The organism is Streptococcus mitis (genome assembly GCF_003942995.1).
In the GTDB taxonomy this organism is placed as follows: Bacteria; Bacillota; Bacilli; order Lactobacillales; family Streptococcaceae; genus Streptococcus; species Streptococcus mitis_CV.
Genome location: NZ_RJOH01000001.1, coordinates 206,727 through 225,275 on the forward strand (window position 1 = coordinate 206,727; position 18,549 = coordinate 225,275).

The 18,549-nt window shown below is 41.5% G+C and carries 19 protein-coding genes; all 19 read left to right on the forward strand.

Features of this window, described 5'->3' with window-relative positions; genetic code table 11:
• Positions 1-77 precede the first annotated feature (77 nt).
• The 19 genes from D8836_RS01130 to ilvN all read left to right on the forward strand — a co-directional run bounded on the left by D8836_RS01130 (position 78) and on the right by ilvN (position 18,517).
• The gene (locus tag D8836_RS01130) at positions 78-710 is read left to right on the forward strand and encodes a competence protein (RefSeq protein WP_260468259.1); all 633 of its coding nucleotides are present in this window, start codon (positions 78-80) and stop codon (positions 708-710) included.
• A gap of 96 nt (positions 711-806) precedes the next feature.
• On the forward strand, positions 807-1,250 hold the full coding sequence (gene tsaE / locus D8836_RS01135; protein ID WP_060627454.1) for a tRNA (adenosine(37)-N6)-threonylcarbamoyltransferase complex ATPase subunit type 1 TsaE: 444 nt from the start codon (positions 807-809) through the stop codon (positions 1,248-1,250).
• The gene (locus D8836_RS01140; RefSeq protein WP_060627456.1) at positions 1,240-1,758 is read left to right on the forward strand and encodes a GNAT family N-acetyltransferase; all 519 of its coding nucleotides are present in this window, start codon (positions 1,240-1,242) and stop codon (positions 1,756-1,758) included. The genes tsaE and D8836_RS01140 overlap by 11 nt, the downstream gene beginning before the upstream one ends.
• A 7-nt stretch (positions 1,759-1,765) precedes the next feature.
• Positions 1,766-2,818: a glycopolymer--peptidoglycan transferase LytR gene (gene lytR, locus D8836_RS01145; protein WP_000239273.1), complete on the forward strand. Its 1,053-nt coding sequence runs from the start codon at positions 1,766-1,768 to the stop codon at positions 2,816-2,818.
• An 88-nt stretch (positions 2,819-2,906) separates the two neighbouring features.
• On the forward strand, positions 2,907-4,163 hold the full coding sequence (locus D8836_RS01150; RefSeq protein WP_125392893.1) for a competence/damage-inducible protein A: 1,257 nt from the start codon (positions 2,907-2,909) through the stop codon (positions 4,161-4,163).
• A 54-nt stretch (positions 4,164-4,217) separates the two neighbouring features.
• The gene (recA, locus tag D8836_RS01155) at positions 4,218-5,384 is read left to right on the forward strand and encodes a recombinase RecA (RefSeq protein WP_084864764.1); all 1,167 of its coding nucleotides are present in this window, start codon (positions 4,218-4,220) and stop codon (positions 5,382-5,384) included.
• Positions 5,385-5,499: 115 nt separating this feature from the next.
• Positions 5,500-6,870, forward strand: a complete 1,371-nt coding sequence (locus D8836_RS01160; RefSeq protein ID WP_125392894.1) for an MATE family efflux transporter — start codon at positions 5,500-5,502, stop codon at positions 6,868-6,870.
• A gap of 96 nt (positions 6,871-6,966) precedes the next feature.
• The gene (locus D8836_RS01165) at positions 6,967-7,683 is read left to right on the forward strand and encodes a YebC/PmpR family DNA-binding transcriptional regulator (protein WP_000532883.1); all 717 of its coding nucleotides are present in this window, start codon (positions 6,967-6,969) and stop codon (positions 7,681-7,683) included.
• Between the two features lie 176 nt (positions 7,684-7,859).
• Positions 7,860-8,330, forward strand: a complete 471-nt coding sequence (locus D8836_RS01175) for a MarR family winged helix-turn-helix transcriptional regulator (RefSeq protein WP_125392896.1) — start codon at positions 7,860-7,862, stop codon at positions 8,328-8,330.
• A complete protein-coding gene (locus D8836_RS01180) occupies positions 8,305-10,074 on the forward strand; it encodes an ABC transporter ATP-binding protein (RefSeq protein ID WP_125392897.1) in 1,770 nt (589 codons plus the stop codon). The genes D8836_RS01175 and D8836_RS01180 overlap by 26 nt, the downstream gene beginning before the upstream one ends.
• Positions 10,064-11,824: an ABC transporter ATP-binding protein gene (locus tag D8836_RS01185; RefSeq protein ID WP_125392898.1), complete on the forward strand. Its 1,761-nt coding sequence runs from the start codon at positions 10,064-10,066 to the stop codon at positions 11,822-11,824. Before D8836_RS01180 ends, D8836_RS01185 begins: the two co-directional genes overlap by 11 nt.
• Positions 11,825-11,919: 95 nt before the next feature.
• Positions 11,920-12,423 carry a phosphatase PAP2 family protein gene (locus tag D8836_RS01190; RefSeq protein ID WP_185761573.1) on the forward strand — a complete coding sequence of 168 codons (504 nt, stop codon included), beginning with the start codon at positions 11,920-11,922 and terminating at the stop codon, positions 12,421-12,423.
• A gap of 113 nt (positions 12,424-12,536) precedes the next feature.
• On the forward strand, positions 12,537-12,983 hold the full coding sequence (locus D8836_RS01195) for a LytTR family DNA-binding domain-containing protein (protein WP_125392900.1): 447 nt from the start codon (positions 12,537-12,539) through the stop codon (positions 12,981-12,983).
• 4 nt (positions 12,984-12,987) lie between these two features.
• Entirely contained in the window at positions 12,988-13,662 is a 675-nt protein-coding gene (locus D8836_RS01200; RefSeq protein ID WP_125392901.1) for a LiaF transmembrane domain-containing protein, read from the forward strand.
• A gap of 106 nt (positions 13,663-13,768) precedes the next feature.
• Complete coding sequence (rpmB, locus tag D8836_RS01205) at positions 13,769-13,957, forward strand: 50S ribosomal protein L28 (RefSeq protein ID WP_001140948.1); 189 nt, start codon at positions 13,769-13,771, stop codon at positions 13,955-13,957.
• A gap of 155 nt (positions 13,958-14,112) precedes the next feature.
• Positions 14,113-14,478 carry an Asp23/Gls24 family envelope stress response protein gene (locus D8836_RS01210; protein WP_000216437.1) on the forward strand — a complete coding sequence of 122 codons (366 nt, stop codon included), beginning with the start codon at positions 14,113-14,115 and terminating at the stop codon, positions 14,476-14,478.
• A 2-nt stretch (positions 14,479-14,480) separates the two neighbouring features.
• Entirely contained in the window at positions 14,481-16,148 is a 1,668-nt protein-coding gene (locus D8836_RS01215; protein WP_125392902.1) for a DAK2 domain-containing protein, read from the forward strand.
• A gap of 199 nt (positions 16,149-16,347) precedes the next feature.
• On the forward strand, positions 16,348-18,048 hold the full coding sequence (locus D8836_RS01220; protein ID WP_125392903.1) for an acetolactate synthase large subunit: 1,701 nt from the start codon (positions 16,348-16,350) through the stop codon (positions 18,046-18,048).
• Positions 18,041-18,517, forward strand: coding sequence for an acetolactate synthase small subunit (ilvN, locus tag D8836_RS01225; protein ID WP_001253803.1), 477 nt, complete (start codon positions 18,041-18,043; stop codon positions 18,515-18,517). The genes D8836_RS01220 and ilvN overlap by 8 nt, the downstream gene beginning before the upstream one ends.
• Positions 18,518-18,549 lie beyond the last annotated feature (32 nt).

Consider the following 18,549-nt stretch of genomic DNA (forward strand, 5'->3'; position numbering starts at 1 on the left):
AGAAAACTGACAGTTGAGAAATATTTTAGCAATGGTGAGAATTTCTAGCCTATAATAAGAGCAAGTAGGGAGGAAGAATGATGGAAAAAATGAAAAAGCAAATTCGTGTTTTGTTATTGCTGACGTTTTTTGGTCTTAGTAGCTGTTCTTGTTTAAGTTTATCGACTTGGGCCTTGATGTTAAATCAAAACTGCTTCTATTATTTAGTTGGCATGTTGCTCCTTGCCAGTATTGGTGCAGGGCTAAACTACTATAGTGGACAGCGAAATCAATCTTATTCAGTTTTTAGAGCAGATAAGAAACAACTCTTGTATACTTTGTTACTCTTAGTAAACATTTTAGGTTTAGCTTTAATTGTCATAGAACATATCCTTGCAGGAAATACATCCGTAGAATGGTTTGTGGAAGCCTTTCTACCAAGTTTCTTTTTCTTATTTGGTATTGATTTGTTAGTTTTTCTGCCGATTCAGAAGTATGTAAATGGATTGAAAAAGATTTTGGGTAAGAAGGAAATCTGTTTTATTAGTGGACTAGCTATTCTAATCTTTCTCAGAAATCCTTGGATGCTATTATCCATGACCTTTTATATTACCTTGGGAATGCTATTTTTAGGACTGTTGGTGCCAAAAGTCATTCGCTGGGAAGTTTCGTTTTACAGCCATTTGATGAGAGATATCTTATTAGTTGTCTTCTTACTATTTCTATTTTAAAATCAAAATAAGAACTGACCGAANTTTTTACAATTCATAATATGGAATTCACAGATAATATCTCGACAAAGAACAACTTTTTGGTATAATAGAAACATGTACACTAAAAACGAAGAAGAGTTACAGTCCTTAGGTGAACGTTTGGGCTACTTATTAGAAAAGAATGATGTTTTAATTCTAACTGGAGAACTTGGAGCAGGCAAAACGACCTTTACAAAAGGTCTAGCTAAAGGGTTACAGATTTTCCAGATGATTAAGAGTCCAACCTACACTATCGTAAGAGAGTATGAAGGTCGTCTTCCGCTTTACCACCTAGATGTTTATCGTATTGAGGGAGATGCGGATTCTATTGATTTGGATGAGTTTCTCTTTGGTGGTGGGGTAACTGTCATCGAGTGGGGACATCTTTTAGGTGATGCCTTGCCAGATAATTATTTAGAATTGGAAATTCTAAAAGAAGAAGACGGTCGCAGATTACATTTCCAAGCAAAGGGTTTGCGTGCAGAAAAACTCTTAGAGGAGCTTCAACATGGAGTATGAATTGCTCATTAGAGAAGCAGAACCTAGTGATGCGGCTGAATTAGTGACATTTTTAAATCGTGTCAGTGTAGAAACAGATTTTACCAGTCTGGACAGGAATGGCATTTTGATGACAGATACTGAGATGGAGTTGTTTTTGGATAAACAGGCTCACTCGGAAAATCAAATCACTTTACTGGCCTTGCTGAATGATGAAATTGCTGGTCTTGTAAATATCACAGCTGATCAACGCAAGAGAGTTCGTCATATTGGAGATCTCTTTATTGTGATTGGTAAGAAGTATTGGAATAATGGACTGGGGAGTTTGTTACTTGAAGAAGTCATAGAATGGGCACAGGCTAGTGGCATTCTTCGTCGACTTCAACTTACTGTCCAAACTCGTAATCAGGCTGCAGTTTATCTATATCAAAAACATGGCTTTGTAATTGAAGGTAGACAAGAGCGCGGTGCGTACATAGAAGAAGGGGAATTTATCGATGTTTACCTGATGGGTAGGCTGATAGATTAATAGAAATATGGTTAAAAAAATTATTGGAATGGTGCTAGCTTTTCTAGCTGTGACGGTTTTGGGTGTGGGTGTTTTTGCTTATACTATTTATCAGCAAGGTACACAAACCTTATCAAAAACCTATAAAAAAATCGGAGAAGAAACCAATGTTATTGAGGCGACTGAACCCTTAACGATTCTTTTGATGGGGGTTGATACTGGGAATGTAGAGCGTACAGATCAATGGGCTGGAAATAGTGATTCCATGATTCTCTTGACGGTGAATCCACATACTAAGAAAACCATGATGTTGAGTTTGGAACGTGACATCCTGACTAAAATTCAGCATAAAGATGGCCAGATTGAGGAAGCGAAGTTAAACGCTGCCTATGCTGGTGGTGGTGCAGAGTTAGCTATTTCAACCATTCAAAAGATGATGAATATCCATATCGATCGCTACATTATGGTTAATATGCAAGGATTGCAACAATTAGTCGATGCAGTGGGTGGTATAACCGTCAACAACACGCTAGGCTTCCCAATTTCTATTAGTGATCAAGAGGAATTTAATACCATTTCTATCGGTGTTGGAGAACAGACAATAAATGGAGAAGAAGCGCTTGTTTATTCCCGCATGCGTTATCAAGACCCAGAAGGAGACTACGGACGTCAGAAGCGTCAGCGTGAAGTCATTCAAAAGGTTGTTGAAAAAGTTCTTAGTTTGAATAGCGTTAGTCACTATCAGTCTATCTTAAAAGCTTTAAGCACTAATATGCAGACTAATATTGATTTATCTGCGAAAAGTATTCCAAGCTTGTTGGGCTATAAAGATTCATTTAAAACCATTGAATCACAACAGTTGAAGGGTGAGGGAGAGATGTTGCAAGGTATTTCTTACCAGATTGTTTCGAGAGAGCATATGTTGGAAATGCAGAATATATTGCGACGTTCTTTGGGACAAGAAGAAGTCACTCAGCTGGAAACAAATGTTGTCTTATTTGAAGATTTGTTTGGACGGGTGCCTGTTGGTGATGGGGAGAATCAACAACAAGGTGTCTTTGTAACAAATGAAGTAGAATAGTTCGTTTTTTAATACAAATAAAAAATTAATCGTGGGAAATTTCCTGCGATTTTTTCAAAAAAATACGAATAGATAGGTAGGAGGAAATATGAAAGCAGAAATTATTGCTGTTGGAACAGAGATTTTGACAGGGCAGATTGTCAATACCAATGCCCAGTTTTTATCGGAAAAACTAGCAGAGATTGGGGTAGACGTATATTTTCAGACGGCTGTAGGAGACAATCAAGCTCGTCTCTTGTCTTTGCTCGAAATTGCCAGTCAACGGAGCAATCTGGTGATTTTAACAGGTGGTTTGGGGCCAACTGAGGACGATTTGACCAAACAAACTTTGGCTAAATTCTTAGGGAAATCATTAGTCTTCGATCCTCAGGCACAGGAGAAGTTGGATGTCTTTTTTGCCCAGCGACCAGACTATGCCCGAACACCGAATAACGAAAGACAAGCTCAAATTGTAGAAGGAGCGACTCCGCTGCCCAACGAAACAGGACTGGCTGTGGGAGGAATATTGGAAATCGATGGAGTGACCTACGTCGTCCTTCCTGGTCCGCCAAGTGAATTGAAACCCATGGTCTTAAACCAACTTCTACCCAAGTTGATGACAGGGAGCAAGCTGTATTCCCGAGTTCTTCGTTTCTTTGGAATTGGCGAAAGTCAGCTGGTGACGATTTTAGCTGATTTGATTGATAATCAAACAGATCCGACCTTGGCCCCTTATGCTAAGACAGGAGAAGTCACTCTGCGTCTGTCAACAAAGGCTAGCAGTCAAGAAGAGGCGAATCAAGCGCTGGATATCTTGGAAAATCAAATCTTGGACTGCCAGACTTTCGAAGGAATTTCTTTACGAGACCTCTGTTATGGTTATGGAGAGGAGGCTAGCTTGGCCAGCATTGTGGTAGAAGAACTGAAAAAACAAGGGAAAACTATCACGGCTGCAGAGAGTTTGACGGCAGGGCTTTTCCAAGCTACTGTGGCGGATTTTTCAGGAGCTTCAAGTATATTTAAGGGTGGTTTCGTGACCTATAGCCTGGAGGAGAAATCAAAGATGTTGGATATTCCTGCCAAGGATTTAGAAGAACATGGTGTGGTGTCTGCATTTACAGCTCAGAAGATGGCTGAGCAGGCACGAATCAAGACCCAGTCTGATTTTGGCCTTAGTTTGACTGGAGTGGCAGGACCAGATAGCCTGGAAGGACATCCAGCTGGGACAGTCTTCATAGGCTTGGCTCAAGAGCAAGGAACTGAGGTTATCAAGATTAATATTGGAGGCAGAAGTCGAGCAGATGTACGTCACATTGCGGTTATGCATGCCTTTAACCTAGTTCGCAAGGCTTTATTAAGTGACTAACTTTTGATATAATAGTAGATAGGTCTAAGGACCATTAGAATGTAGGAGAATAGAATGGCGAAAAAACCAAAAAAATTAGATGAAATTTCAAAAAAATTCGGGGCTGAACGTGAAAAAGCCTTGAATGACGCTCTTAAATTGATTGAGAAAGACTTTGGTAAGGGTTCAATCATGCGTTTAGGTGAACGTGCAGAGCAAAAGGTGCAGGTGATGAGCTCAGGTTCCTTGGCGCTTGATATTGCCCTTGGTTCAGGTGGTTATCCTAAGGGACGTATCATCGAAATCTACGGACCAGAGTCATCTGGTAAGACAACGGTTGCTCTTCATGCAGTTGCGCAAGCGCAAAAAGAAGGTGGTATTGCTGCCTTTATTGATGCGGAACATGCTCTCGATCCAGCTTATGCTGCGGCCCTTGGTGTCAACATTGACGAATTGCTCTTGTCACAACCAGACTCAGGAGAGCAAGGTCTTGAGATTGCAGGAAAATTGATTGACTCAGGTGCTGTAGATCTTGTCGTGGTCGACTCAGTTGCTGCCCTTGTGCCTCGTGCGGAAATTGATGGAGATATCGGTGATAGCCACGTTGGTTTGCAGGCTCGTATGATGAGCCAGGCTATGCGTAAACTTGGTGCTTCTATCAATAAAACCAAAACAATTGCCATCTTTATCAACCAATTGCGTGAAAAAGTTGGGGTGATGTTTGGAAATCCAGAAACAACTCCTGGTGGACGTGCTCTGAAATTCTACGCATCAGTCCGTTTGGATGTTCGTGGAAGCACACAAATCAAGGGAACTGGTGACCAAAAAGATACCAATGTCGGTAAAGAAACTAAAATCAAGGTCGTGAAAAATAAGGTGGCTCCACCGTTTAAGGAAGCCTTCGTTGAAATCATGTACGGAGAAGGGATTTCTAAGACTGGTGAGCTTTTGAAGATTGCAAGCGATTTGGATATCATCAAAAAAGCAGGAGCTTGGTACTCTTACAAGGATGAGAAAATCGGGCAAGGTTCTGAAAATGCTAAGAAATACTTGGCAGATAACCCAGAAGTCTTTGATGAGATTGACCATCAAGTCCGTGTTCAATTTGGTTTGATTGATGGAGAGGAAGCTTCTGTAGAAGGTGTTGAAACTAAAAAAGATGAAGCAGTTCAAGTAGACTCTGTGAATGAAGAAGTTACACTTGACCTAGGCGACGAGCTTGAAATCGAAATTGAAGAATAAGCTGTTAAAGTAGTGGAGAACATCCGCTGCTTTTTTGGTTTTTGATTCAAGTTTTTAGATCATCTATAGTTTGCTGTTTCTTGTCGCTCCTTTCGAAAGCTGATATAATAGCCTTATGAATAAAAAACGAACAGTGGACCTGATACATGGTCCGATTCTTCCCTCGCTCTTAAGCTTCGCCTTCCCAATCTTGCTATCAAATATTTTTCAACAGCTCTATAATACTGCTGATGTCTTGATTGTTGGGCGTTTTCTTGGTCAAGAATCCTTGGCTGCAGTAGGAGCGACGACAGCAATTTTTGACTTGATTGTAGGATTTACTCTTGGTGTTGGTAATGGCATGGGAATTGTCATTGCCCGTTATTACGGGGCTCGGAATTTTATAAAAATTAAGGAAGCAGTAGCAGCCACCTGGATTTTAGGTGCTCTTTTGAGTGTTGTAGTTATGCTGCTGGGCTTTCTTGGTTTGTATCCTCTCTTGCAATACCTAGATACTCCTGCAGAAATCCTTCCTCAGTCTTATCAATATATTTCTATGATTGTAACCTGTGTTGGTGTCAGCTTTGCTTATAATCTTTTTGCAGGCTTGTTGCGGTCTATTGGGGACAGTCTGGCTGCGCTTGGTTTTTTGATTTTCTCTGCTCTGGTCAATGTGGTTCTGGATCTCTATTTTATTACGCAATTGCATCTTGGAGTTCAATCGGCGGGACTTGCTACCATCATTTCGCAGGGTTTATCAGCGGTTCTTTGCTTTTATTATATCCGTAAGAGTGTGCCTGAGCTACTCCCTCAACTCAAGCATTTCAAATGGGACAAGGCCTTATACGCCGATCTCTTGGAGCAAGGTTTGGCTATGGGCTTGATGAGTTCAATTGTGTCCATTGGTAGTGTGATTTTACAGTCTTCTGTTAATACCTTTGGAGCCGTGATTATTAGTGCCCAGACGGCAGCTCGACGCATTATGGCCTTCGCCCTTCTTCCTATGACCGCTATTTCTGCATCAATGACGACCTTTGCTTCTCAGAATCTAGGAGCTAAGCGACCAGACCGCATTGTTCAAGGACTTCGAATCGGCAGTCGTTTAAGTATATCCTGGGCAGTTTTTGTTTGTGTCTTCCTCTTTTTTGCCAGTCCAGCCTTGGTTTCCTTCTTGGCTAGTTCGACGGATGATTACTTGGTAGAAAATGGTAGTCTGTACTTGAAAATCAGTTCAGCCTTTTATCCTATTTTGAGTCTCTTGTTGATTTATCGCAATTGTTTGCAGGGTTTGGGGCAAAAAGTCCTTCCGCTGGTTTCTAGCTTTATCGAACTAATCGGGAAAATCGCTTTTGTGGTCTTGATTATTCCTTGGGCAGACTATAAGGGAGTTATCCTGTGCGAACCCCTTATCTGGGTTGCCATGACCATCCAACTGTATTTCTCACTGTTTCGTCACCCCTTGATAAAAGAAGGTAAGGTCATCTTGGCAACCAAAGTGCTATCCTAGTTGGATTTACTGAATAAAATCTATTTCCTCTAGTGAAAATCGAAAAAACTTGTGTTATAATAAGAAAGATTAAAATGTGAAAAAAGGAGATTCCTAATGGGACGTAAATGGGCCAATATCGTAGCCAAGAAAACGGCTAAAGATGGAGCTAACTCTAAAGTATATGCAAAATTTGGTGTAGAAATCTATGTAGCAGCTAAAAAAGGTGATCCAGATCCAGAATCAAACTCAGCCTTGAAGTTCGTTATCGACCGTGCTAAACAAGCTCAAGTGCCAAAACACGTTATCGATAAAGCTTTGGACAAGGCTAAAGGAAACACAGACGAAACCTTTACAGAAGGACGTTACGAAGGTTTTGGACCAAATGGTTCTATGTTGATTGTGGATACTTTGACTTCAAACGTTAACCGCACAGCGGCTAATGTCCGTGCAGCTTTTGGTAAAAACGGAGGAAACATGGGCGCTTCAGGTTCTGTTTCTTACCTCTTTGACAACAAAGGTGTTATTGTATTTGCAGGTGAAGATGCGGACGCGGTCTTTGAGCAATTGCTAGAAGCAGATGTGGATGTGGATGATGTAGAAGCAGAAGAAGGAACAATCACAGTCTACACAGCGCCAACTGACCTTCACAAGGCTATCGTTGCCCTTCGTGAGTCAGGTGTCGAAGAATTCCAAGTTACTGAATTGGAAATGATTCCTCAGTCAGAAGTTGAATTGTCAGGCGATGACCTTGAAACCTTTGAAAAACTTTACAGCGTCCTTGAGGACGACGAAGACGTACAAAAGATTTATACGAACGTAGACGGGTTCTAATTTAACCTAGAGAACATGATCCTAAGTGAAAAAATCACTTGGGATTTTTTGAATCAAGAAAATAGTTCTCTAGGAAACTTTTTCTTGACATCTCTTTTCAAAGTGATAAAATAGTTCTCATGAAAACTTATTTAGTTCCTAGGAGAACTAAATGCAATGGTTAGAAAGGAGTAAGTATGGATAAACCGATGTTAGTCTTTAAGCGTTTTGGTCATCAGATTCACCTCATGGTGCAAAAGGAAGCCAAACGTTGTGGTATTGAATTTATGGGTGGGCCGCAAGGTCAGGTTATGCGTTTTTTGGATAATCGTGAGAAAAACCAAGACTTGGTCTTGATTAAAGATATCGAGCAGGAACTCAATATTAGCAAGTCTGTTGCTAGTAATTTGGTCAAGCGTATGGTGCAAAATGGTTTGGTGGAATTGGAGGCGAGTCCTAGCGATAAGCGGGCAAAATTTGTTCGTTTGACGGACAAAGCACGTTCGCAGATGCAACAGGTTAAGGCCTTCTTTGAACGCATAGACAAGCAGTTGATGGAAGACATTGATGAAGATGAATTACTGATTTTTGAGAAAGTTCTCGGTCAACTACAGGCAAATATCGAGGGAATAGGAGGAGAGAATGAAGAAATTAGCCAAACGAATTAGTAGAAAAGAATGGGGGATGATTTTACTAGCCATTCTCTTTACTTGCTTTTCGGTCTATCTAGAGTTGGAAGTGCCAACCTATATCTCAAAAATTACGGATTTACTAGGTAGTCAAGGAACTAATTTAGAAGAGTTGTGGCAGCCGGCAAGTATGATGGTTGGAATGTCCTTTCTTGCCTTCTTGTCCGTAGTTGCAGTTGGATTTTTTGCATCCCGAGTGGCGGCTTCTTATACTAGTAGGCTGAGAAGTGATATTTTTAACCGAGTTTTGGATTACTCGCAGACAGAGATTAAGAAATTCTCTATTCCCAGTCTTTTAACTCGTACCACCAATGACATTACTCAAGTTCAGATGTTGATTACCATGGGCTTGCAAGTAGTTACGCGTGGTCCGATTATGGCTATCTGGGCTATCGGGAAGATTTTAGGCCATTCAGAATACTGGCTCTGGGCCGTACTTGTGGCAGTGATTGTCAACGTCCTGATGACGACTGTTTTGATGACGCTAGCCTTTCCAAAACAGTCCTTGATTCAGGGGTTGACAGATAAACTGAACAGTATCACTCGTGAGAGTTTAACAGGTATTCGTGTCGTTCGCGCCTACAATGCTGAAGAATACCAAAATGAAAAATTTGCATCAGCAAATGATGAATTGACACGCTTGAATTTGTTTGTCAACCGTCTTATGGCTATTTTGAATCCTATCATGATGGGGATTTCAAGTGGTTTGAGTGTGGCGATTTACTGGATTGGAGCCTATGTGATTAACGACGCTGCTCCGATAGCGCGTCTGCCTCTCTTCAGTGACATGATTGTTTTCATGTCTTATGCCATGCAGGTTGTCATGGGCTTCCTTCTCATGGGAGCACTCTTCATCGTTCTTCCCCGAACCATGGTTTCTGCTAAGCGGATCAATCAAGTTCTAGATTTGCATTCGTCTATCCAAAATCCTGCTCAAGTGCAGCAGGTTGATGAAAACCTCAAAGGTCAGGTTGAATTTAAGGATGTGACCTTCCGCTATGCGACAAATTCGGAGGCGGTTATTGAGCATGTTAGCTTTAGAGCAGAAGCTGGTCAAACAGTGGCCTTTATTGGGTCAACAGGTTCTGGTAAATCAACTCTGGTCAATCTGATTCCACGTTTCTACGACGTGTCAGCAGGAGAAATTCTGGTAGATGGTGTCAATGTTCAAGACTATGACTTGAAAGATTTGCGCAACAAGGTTGGTTATATTCCCCAGAAAGCGGTTCTCTTTTCAGGTGATGTCAAGGGCAATCTAGACTTTGGACAGAGTCAAGAAACACCGCTTAGTGAGCAGGCTATGTGGCAGGCTTTGGAATTGGCCCAGTCTAAGAACTTTATCGAAGACAAGGAAGCTGGCTTAGAGTCAGAAGTGGCCCAAGGAGGAACCAACTTCTCAGGTGGTCAAAGACAGCGTCTGGCAATTGCGCGTGCCTTGGCTCGGAAGCCAGAAATCCTCATCTTTGATGACTCCTTCTCAGCCTTGGACTACAAGACAGACCGTGTCCTACGCCAAGATCTAGCAGAGAAAACCAAGTCTATGACCAAGCTTATCGTTGCACAGCGTATTTCAACGATTATGGATGCAGATTTGATTTTGGTCTTAGATCAAGGAAAAGTCGTGGGACAAGGCACCCACAAGGAACTTCTAGTTAATAACGAAGTTTACCAAGAAATTGCCTATTCACAACTATCGAAGGAGGAATTGGAACATGGAAAATAAGAAAATGTCTCTCTGGAAACAGAGTAAACCCTATCTTGCAGGTCTCCAGTTTGCCCTTCTGATAGCCTTTCTAGCAACAATCGTATCCAATATCATTACTGTTTATGGGCCGACTCGCATCAAGGAAATGACCAATATCATTGCCAGTGGTCTGGAAACAAGTGTGGATGTCGTAGCGGTTGCAGCTATTGGTGCTTTTTTAGTCATTATCTATGTGATTGGACTTTTATCAAATTATTTGCAGGCCTTTCTGTTTACAACAGCCATTCAACGTTTTTCAGAGCGTTTGAGAACAGCCATTGCAGAGAAAATCAATCGCCTTCCATTGAGATATTTTGATGGACACTCTCAAGGAGATACCTTGTCTCGTGTAACCAATGACGTTGACACTGCAGCCCAGTCCCTTAATCAAAGTCTGGGAACAGTTCTTTCATCCACTTTACTGGTCGTGGCAGTCTTGGTAACCATGTTTGCGATGAACTGGATTTTAGCCTTGGTGACGGTTGTGTCAACCCTTATTGGTTTTGTTTTCGTGTCTGCCTTTATGGGCAAATCGCAGGGCTTCTTTAAGAGTCAGCAACAGGATTTGGCGGCTGTCAATGGCTATGTGGAGGAAATGTACTCTGGCCATAATGTGGTGACCAGTTACAATGCCATCGAGATTACGAAAGAAGAGTTTGCGAAATTAAACAATCGTCTGTATGATAGTATCTGGAAATCTCAATTTATTTCAGGGATTATGATGCCGATTATGATGTTCATTGGGAACTTTAGCTATGCCTTGGTGATTATTGTTGGTGCAGCCTTGGCCTTAAATGGGCACATCAGTATCGGGATTATCGTTGCCTTTATGGCCTACGTTCGTATCTTTTCTCAGCCTCTTTCACAAATTGCCCAAGGGATTACTAGTCTTCAGCAGGCTAGTGCAGCCATGGGACGTGTCTTCGAATTCCTAGCTGAAGAGGAAATGGAGGATGAATCCCATAAAGAAAGACAATTGAGCGATATGAAAGGTCAAGTGGTCTTTGATCGAGTTTCCTTTGGTTACACACCAGAGAGAACTATCATCCATGACTTTTCTGCGATTGCTCATGCAGGTCAAAAAGTTGCCATTGTCGGACCGACTGGGGCTGGTAAGACAACTATTGTCAATCTTTTGATGAAGTTCTATGAGATTGATAAGGGAAGTATCCGTATCGATGGTGTGGATACCAAGGATATGAAGCGTTCGGAAGTACACGATGCCTTTTCAATGGTCTTGCAGGATACTTGGCTCTTTGAAGGAACCATTCGCGACAATCTTATCTATAACCAAACAGGTATTAGTGATGAGCGCGTGATCGAAGCCAGCAAGGCTGTAGGGATTCACCACTTTATTATGACCCTACCAGATGGTTATGATACCATCTTGGACGATACAGTGACCTTGTCTGTCGGGCAAAAACAACTCTTGACCATTGCTCGTGCTTTGCTGAAAGATGCGCCGCTCTTGATTTTAGATGAGGCGACCTCTTCGGTTGATACCCGTACAGAGGAATTGATTCAGAAAGCTATGGATCGTTTGATGGAGGGGAGAACTTCCTTTGTCATCGCCCACCGCTTGTCAACTATCCGTAATGCTGATCTTATTCTGGTTATGAAAGATGGGAATATCATCGAGCAAGGAAATCATGATGAGCTGATGGCGCAAGCTGGTTTCTACGCTGACCTCTACAACAGTCAATTTACAGAAGACGAAGCAGAAGAATAAACCCAAAGAAGGCTTGACGGCCTTCTTTTTCTGCACTATACTAGAAGACAAGTGCTTCCCTATAAGCAAAATTTGAATAAGTGATGAGAAAATATATGAAAAATTATCAAGAATGGTATGACCACATTGCTGGTAACATTGGAAATAAGCCCTTTCTTCTGAGCTTGTTAAGAACTTTCAATCGGTTCATGACAGTAGTTATGCCTATAGTCTATCTGACCTTGTTAGCAACTACCTATCTCCAACAAGGACTTGAGAAACAGGTCGGAATCTATTTGTTTATCCCTGCATCAGGTTTTGTGATTTTGTCCTTTCTTCGTAAGAAAATCAATGCCCCTAGGCCTTATGAGGAATGGGATATTAAACCCTTGCTTGACAGAGATAGTCCTGGTCAGTCTATGCCCAGTCGTCATGTCTTTTCAGCAACCATTATCTCCATGGCTTGCTTACATGCTAGTTTATCTGTAGGGGTTATCTTGTTGGTCTTGTCAGCCCTCCTCGGCCTTGTGCGAGTTCTAGGTGGCGTGCATTATCCCAAGGATGTAGTGGTTGGCTATATGTGTGCTCTTGTGTGGGGGGTGATTTTCTTTCTATGTTGACCTGTAAGTTAGGGTAGCCTTACAACCACTTACGGGTCTAAAGTAACCACTTGCTTTTTTGCTCTTGTTTTCTTATTTTAGCTTTGATATAGTAGAGTCAGAAAGGAGATGGAATGAAGTTACGAATCGAAATTGACAGCAATTTAGAGGAAACTGAAATTGTCATCAAGGCAGCGGCTTTGACAGATGAGATTGCGGATTTACAGCGGCTCTTGCAAGAGTCCAAGTCTCCTCGGTTGATTTTTTATAAGGGAACAGGTGAATATTATCTGGATTTGTCGGAAATTCTCTTCTTTGAGACGGAAGGTAGCAAGATTTATGCCCATACCCATAAAGATGCCTACGAAGTTCGGCTCAAACTCTATGAGTTAGAGGCTATCCTTCCTCGCTATTTTAGTCGAGTATCCAAGTCAACTATCGCAAATATCCGTCAGGTTTACTCGGTGGACAAGTCCTTTTCAGGAACGGGCACCATTTCCTTTTATCAGACCCATAAGGAGGTTCATGTCTCACGACATTACCAATCCCTCCTAAAAGAAAATCTAAGAAACATGAGGTAAGAACATGAAAAAGAAAGCATTTGGTATTGTGTTGCTCATTTTGGCGGCTTTAATATTATTACAAGGGAATTTTGGAATCCCTTCATTCGGCGGGCAAATTTGGCCCTTGCTTGGTATTGCATTTTTTGCCTATCAATCAGTTGGAGCTTTGTTGCGTCGTCACTTAACTTCAGCCTCTTTTACAGCTCTAGTAGCCTTAATGATTGCTAACCACTTTTATGGCATTTTACCAATTCCCAATCAGTCATTGTTCTGGGCAAGTATTTTAATCGTAATGGGTGTCAGCGCACTCACTCATTCTAACAGAACTTGGAATGGGAAAAAATGGTGGTATGATGGTAAAAAGACCATTCTTACAGATAAGGAAGTTGCTTTTGGGACTGGGACTTTCTACAAGCAAGAGCAAGAATTGGTAGAGGATCAAGTAGAAGTTGGTTTTGGGAATGCCAAGATTTATTATGACAATGCAGAGATGTTGGGAGATAGCGCAACCTTGAAGATAGAAGTCGGTTTTGGGAATGCAGTTATCTATGTTCCTCAACATTGGGGAGTTGATTTAAAGGTAGAAACTTTCTGTGGCGTAGCCAAGGCAGATACTCCTCTAGCCCCAACCAGCAAAACCTTGATTATCCGTGGAGATGTGGCTTTTGGGAAGTTGGGAATTGTCTACGTTAAATAAAAAAATCTTCCAATTCCCTTGCAAAAATGAAGAAAGTGTGATAACATAGTACGGTATGTGGTGCTAGCACATCCGCTATATTAGATCTAATAGGAGGAAAACACAAATGGCTAAAGTATGTTACTTTACAGGTCGTAAGACTGTATCAGGAAACAACCGTTCACACGCAATGAACCAAACAAAACGTGCCGTAAAACCAAACCTTCAAAAAGTTACTGTTCTTATCGATGGTAAACCTAAAAAAGTTTGGGCTTCAGCTCGTGCTTTGAAATCAGGTAAAGTTGAACGCGTTTAATAATAAAAGTAAGGAGACCTTAGGGTCTTTTTTCTTTTACTGTAGATATAAAATCATTTGAAAAATAGAGTAAATATCCGCTGATACAGTATTCTGCTTTTACACTTGGGCTGAAATATGATAAAATAGAGTATCAACTAGTTGAGGTAAAAAGGATGACTGTAAAAATTAATACAAAAGATGGTCAAATCGAACTAACAGATGAAGTGATTGCAACCGTCGTAGGTGGAGCAGCAACTGAAATTTTTGGTGTGGTCGGTATGGCTAGTAAAAATGCCCTCAAAGATAATTTCCAAGCCCTTCTAGGTAAGGAAAATTATTCTAAAGGTGTCGTCGTAAAGGCGGCCGAAGATGGCAGTATTGCAGTTGATGTATATACCGTGTTGAGCTACGGAACAAAGATTAGCGAAGTGTCGAAAAACATTCAAGAGCGTGTTCGTTTTAGTTTGGAAAACCAACTTGGAATTACCGCTCAGACTGTAAATGTCTACATTCAAAATATCAAAGTTGTAGGAGAATAACCGTGTCAAAAATTACTACTAGCTTATTTCAAGAAATGGTGCAGGCTGCATCAACTCGCTTGAATAAGCAAGCTGAATATGTCAATTCATTAAACGTCTTTCCAGTTCCAGATGGAGATACTGGAACAAACATGGGAATGACCATTGAAAATGGAGCTAAAGAAGTTGCAGACAAGCCAGCTTCTACAGTTGGCGAGGTAGCGAGCATTCTTGCCAAAGGTCTTTTGATGGGTGCGCGTGGGAACTCAGGCGTTATTACGTCTCAGCTTTTCCGTGGATTTTCACAAGCCATCAAGGATAAAGACGAGTTAACAGGTCAAGACTTGGCCCTTGCCTTCCAATCAGGTGTGGAAGTTGCTTATAAAGCAGTTATGAAACCAGTTGAAGGAACGATTTTGACAGTTTCTCGTGGGGCTGCTATCGGTGCTAAGAAAAAAGCTGAGCAAACAGATGACGCTGTTGAAGTCATGCGCGCAGCCTTGGAAGGTGCTAAAACAGCTCTAGCTAAAACACCAGACATGCTTCCAGTATTGAAAGAAGTTGGCGTTGTGGATTCAGGTGGTCAAGGACTGGTCTTCATCTATGAAGGTTTCCTTTCAGCACTTACTGGTGAATATATCGCATCTGAGGACTTTGTAGCGACTCCGGCCAACATGAGTGAAATGATCAATGCAGAGCATCATAAGTCTGTAGCTGGTCACGTAGCGACTGAGGACATCACCTTTGGTTACTGTACTGAAATCATGGTAGCTCTTAAGCAAGGTCCAACCTATGCCAAAGATTTTGACTACGACGAATTCCGTAACTACTTGAATGAGCTTGGGGATTCTCTCCTCGTTGTTAACGATGATGAAATTGTCAAAGTTCATGTCCATACAGAAGATCCAGGACTTGTTATGCAAGAAGGTCTTAAATATGGTAGCTTGGTCAAGGTAAAAGTTGACAATATGCGTAACCAACACGAAGCACAGGTTGAGAAAGAAGCTGCTCAAGTTAGCAAACCAGCTGAAGAAAAAGAATATGCTTTGATTGCTGTGGTGGCTGGTAAAGGTTTAGCAGATATCTTCCGTTCTCAAGGTGTGGATTATGTTATCGAAGGCGGTCAAACCATGAACCCTTCAACAGAAGACTTTATCAAGGCTGTTGAACAGGTCAATGCTCGTAACATTATCTTCCTACCAAACAACAAGAACATCTTCATGGCAGCTCAATCTGCAGCAGAAGTTTTGGAGCAACCAGCAGTAGTGGTGGAAGCTCGTACTTTGCCACAAGGTTTGACAAGTCTTCTCGCCTTTGATCCAAGCAAGTCCATCGAAGAAAACCAAGAGCGTATGACTGTAGCTCTTAGCGATGTCGTTAGCGGAAGCGTCACAACAGCTGTGCGTGATACAACAATCGATGGTTTGGAAATCCATGAAAACGATAATCTTGGTATGGTTGATGGGAAAATTCTTGTGTCAAACCCTGACATGCACCAAACCTTGACAGAAACATTGAAACATATGTTGGATGAAGATAGTGAGATTGTAACCTTCTATATCGGTGAAGACGGAAGCGAAGAACTTGCCAATGAAATTGCCCAAGAAATCGCAGAAGAATTCGAAGATGTTGAAGTAGAGATTCACCAAGGGCAACAACCTGTTTACCCATACCTATTTAGTGTGGAATAAGATTAATGAAGAACTGAGAAATCAGTTCTTTTTTCTTTTTGAATAATGAAATCGGTATCTTTTTAATAAAAACAAAAATAACATTCATAAATAAACGTTAAAATAGAAAATTCAGAAAATTTCTTCTTTTGTCTTGAAAATTTTTGAAAAAATGGTATGATAGTAACAAGTTATTTTTAAGAGAAGAGAAAGGGGAACAATGGAGAAAATCAGTTTAGAATCTCCTAAGACGGGGTCGGACCTAGTTTTGGAAACACTTCGTGATTTAGGAATTGATACCATCTTTGGTTATCCTGGTGGTGCAGTCTTGCCTTTTTATGATGCGATATATAATTTTAAAGGCATTCGCCACATTCTAGGACGCCATGAGCAAGGTTGTTTGCATGAAGCTGAAGGTTATGCCAAATCAACTGGAAAGTTGGGTGTTGCCGTCGTCACTAGCGGACCGGGAGCAACAAATGCCATTACAGGGATTGCAGATGCCATGAGCGATAGCGTTCCCCTTTTGGTCTTTACAGGTCAGGTGGCGCGAGCAGGTATTGGGAAGGATGCTTTTCAAGAGGCAGACATTGTGGGAATTACCATGCCAATCACTAAGTACAATTACCAAGTTCGTGAGACAGCTGATATTCCGCGTATCATTACGGAAGCTGTTCATATCGCAACTACAGGACGTCCAGGGCCAGTCGTCATTGACCTACCTAAAGACGTATCTGCTTTGGAAACAGACTTCATTTATTCACCAGAAGTGAACCTACCAAGCTATCAGCCGACTCTTGAGCCAAATGATATGCAAATCAAGAAAATCTTGAAGCAATTATCCAAGGCTAAAAAACCAGTCTTGCTAGCTGGTGGTGGAATTAGTTATGCTGAAGCTGCTGCAGAATTAAATGAATTTGCAGAACGCTATCAAATTCCGGTGGTAACCAGTCTTTTGGGACAAGGAACGATTGCAACGAGTCATCCACTCTTCCTTGGAATGGGAGGCATGCACGGGTCATTCGCAGCTAATATTGCCATGACGGAAGCGGACTTTATGATTAGTATTGGTTGCCGTTTCGATGACCGCTTGACAGGAAATCCAAAGACCTTTGCTAAGAATGCTAAGGTTGCCCACATTGATATTGACCCAGCTGAGATCGGAAAGATTATCAGTTCAGATATTCCTGTAGTTGGAGATGCTAAAAAGGCCTTGCAAATGTTACTAGCAGAACCGACAGTTCATAACAATACTGAAAAATGGATTGAAAAAGTCACTAAAGACAAGAACCGTGTTCGTTCTTATGATAAGAAAGAGCGTGTGGTTCAGCCGCAAGCTGTTATTGAACGAATTGGTGAATTGACGAATGGAGATGCCATTGTGGTAACAGACGTTGGTCAACACCAAATGTGGACAGCCCAGTATTATCCCTACCAAAATGAACGTCAGTTAGTGACTTCAGGTGGTTTGGGAACGATGGGATTTGGAATTCCAGCAGCAATTGGAGCTAAAATTGCTAACCCAGATAAGGAAGTAGTCTTGTTTGTTGGGGATGGTGGTTTCCAAATGACTAACCAGGAATTGGCTATTTTGAACATTTACAAGGTGCCAATCAAGGTGATTATGCTGAACAACCACTCACTTGGAATGGTCCGCCAGTGGCAAGAATCCTTCTATGAAGGTAGAACATCTGAGTCGGTCTTTGATACTCTTCCTGATTTCCAACTGATGGCACAGGCTTATGGCATTAAAAACTATAAGTTTGACAATCCTGAGACCTTGGCTCAAGACCTTGAAGTCATCACTGAGAATGTTCCTATGCTAATCGAGGTAGATATTTCTCGTAAGGAACAGGTGTTACCAATGGTACCAGCTGGTAAGAGTAATCATGAGATGTTGGGGGTGAAGTTCCATGCGTAGAATGTTAACAGCAAAACTACAGAATCGATCAGGAGTCCTCAATCGCTTTACCGGTGTCCTGTCTCGTCGTCAGGTTAATATCGAAAGTATCTCTGTTGGAGCAACAGAAGATCCGAATGTATCGCGGATCACCATTATTATTGATGTTGCTTCACATGATGAGGTGGAGCAAATTATCAAACAGCTCAATCGTCAGATTGATGTGATTCGCATTCGTGATATTACAGACAAGCCTCATTTGGAGCGCGAGGTGATTTTGGTTAAGATGTCAGCGCCAGCTGAGAAGCGCGCTGAGATTCTAGCGATTATTCAACCTTTCCGTGCAACGGTGGTAGACGTAGCGCCAAGCTCGATTACCATTCAGATGACAGGAAATGCTGAAAAGAGTGAAGCTCTGTTGCGAGTCATTCGACCATACGGTATTCGCAATATTGCTCGAACGGGTGCCACTGGATTTACCCGTGATTAAAAATCCAACTTAAATTTGTTAATCCAGCCTAA

Coding starts and splice junctions, on each gene's coding strand:
- D8836_RS01130 (WP_260468259.1), top strand. CDS start 78: ATGATGGAAAAAATGAAAAAGCAAATTCGTGTTTTGTTATTGCTGACG.
- tsaE (WP_060627454.1), top strand. CDS start 807: ATGTACACTAAAAACGAAGAAGAGTTACAGTCCTTAGGTGAACGTTTG.
- D8836_RS01140 (WP_060627456.1), top strand. CDS start 1,240: ATGGAGTATGAATTGCTCATTAGAGAAGCAGAACCTAGTGATGCGGCT.
- lytR (WP_000239273.1), top strand. CDS start 1,766: ATGGTTAAAAAAATTATTGGAATGGTGCTAGCTTTTCTAGCTGTGACG.
- D8836_RS01150 (WP_125392893.1), top strand. CDS start 2,907: ATGAAAGCAGAAATTATTGCTGTTGGAACAGAGATTTTGACAGGGCAG.
- recA (WP_084864764.1), top strand. CDS start 4,218: ATGGCGAAAAAACCAAAAAAATTAGATGAAATTTCAAAAAAATTCGGG.
- D8836_RS01160 (WP_125392894.1), top strand. CDS start 5,500: ATGAATAAAAAACGAACAGTGGACCTGATACATGGTCCGATTCTTCCC.
- D8836_RS01165 (WP_000532883.1), top strand. CDS start 6,967: ATGGGACGTAAATGGGCCAATATCGTAGCCAAGAAAACGGCTAAAGAT.
- D8836_RS01175 (WP_125392896.1), top strand. CDS start 7,860: ATGGATAAACCGATGTTAGTCTTTAAGCGTTTTGGTCATCAGATTCAC.
- D8836_RS01180 (WP_125392897.1), top strand. CDS start 8,305: ATGAAGAAATTAGCCAAACGAATTAGTAGAAAAGAATGGGGGATGATT.
- D8836_RS01185 (WP_125392898.1), top strand. CDS start 10,064: ATGGAAAATAAGAAAATGTCTCTCTGGAAACAGAGTAAACCCTATCTT.
- D8836_RS01190 (WP_185761573.1), top strand. CDS start 11,920: ATGAAAAATTATCAAGAATGGTATGACCACATTGCTGGTAACATTGGA.
- D8836_RS01195 (WP_125392900.1), top strand. CDS start 12,537: ATGAAGTTACGAATCGAAATTGACAGCAATTTAGAGGAAACTGAAATT.
- D8836_RS01200 (WP_125392901.1), top strand. CDS start 12,988: ATGAAAAAGAAAGCATTTGGTATTGTGTTGCTCATTTTGGCGGCTTTA.
- rpmB (WP_001140948.1), top strand. CDS start 13,769: ATGGCTAAAGTATGTTACTTTACAGGTCGTAAGACTGTATCAGGAAAC.
- D8836_RS01210 (WP_000216437.1), top strand. CDS start 14,113: ATGACTGTAAAAATTAATACAAAAGATGGTCAAATCGAACTAACAGAT.
- D8836_RS01220 (WP_125392903.1), top strand. CDS start 16,348: ATGGAGAAAATCAGTTTAGAATCTCCTAAGACGGGGTCGGACCTAGTT.
- ilvN (WP_001253803.1), top strand. CDS start 18,041: ATGCGTAGAATGTTAACAGCAAAACTACAGAATCGATCAGGAGTCCTC.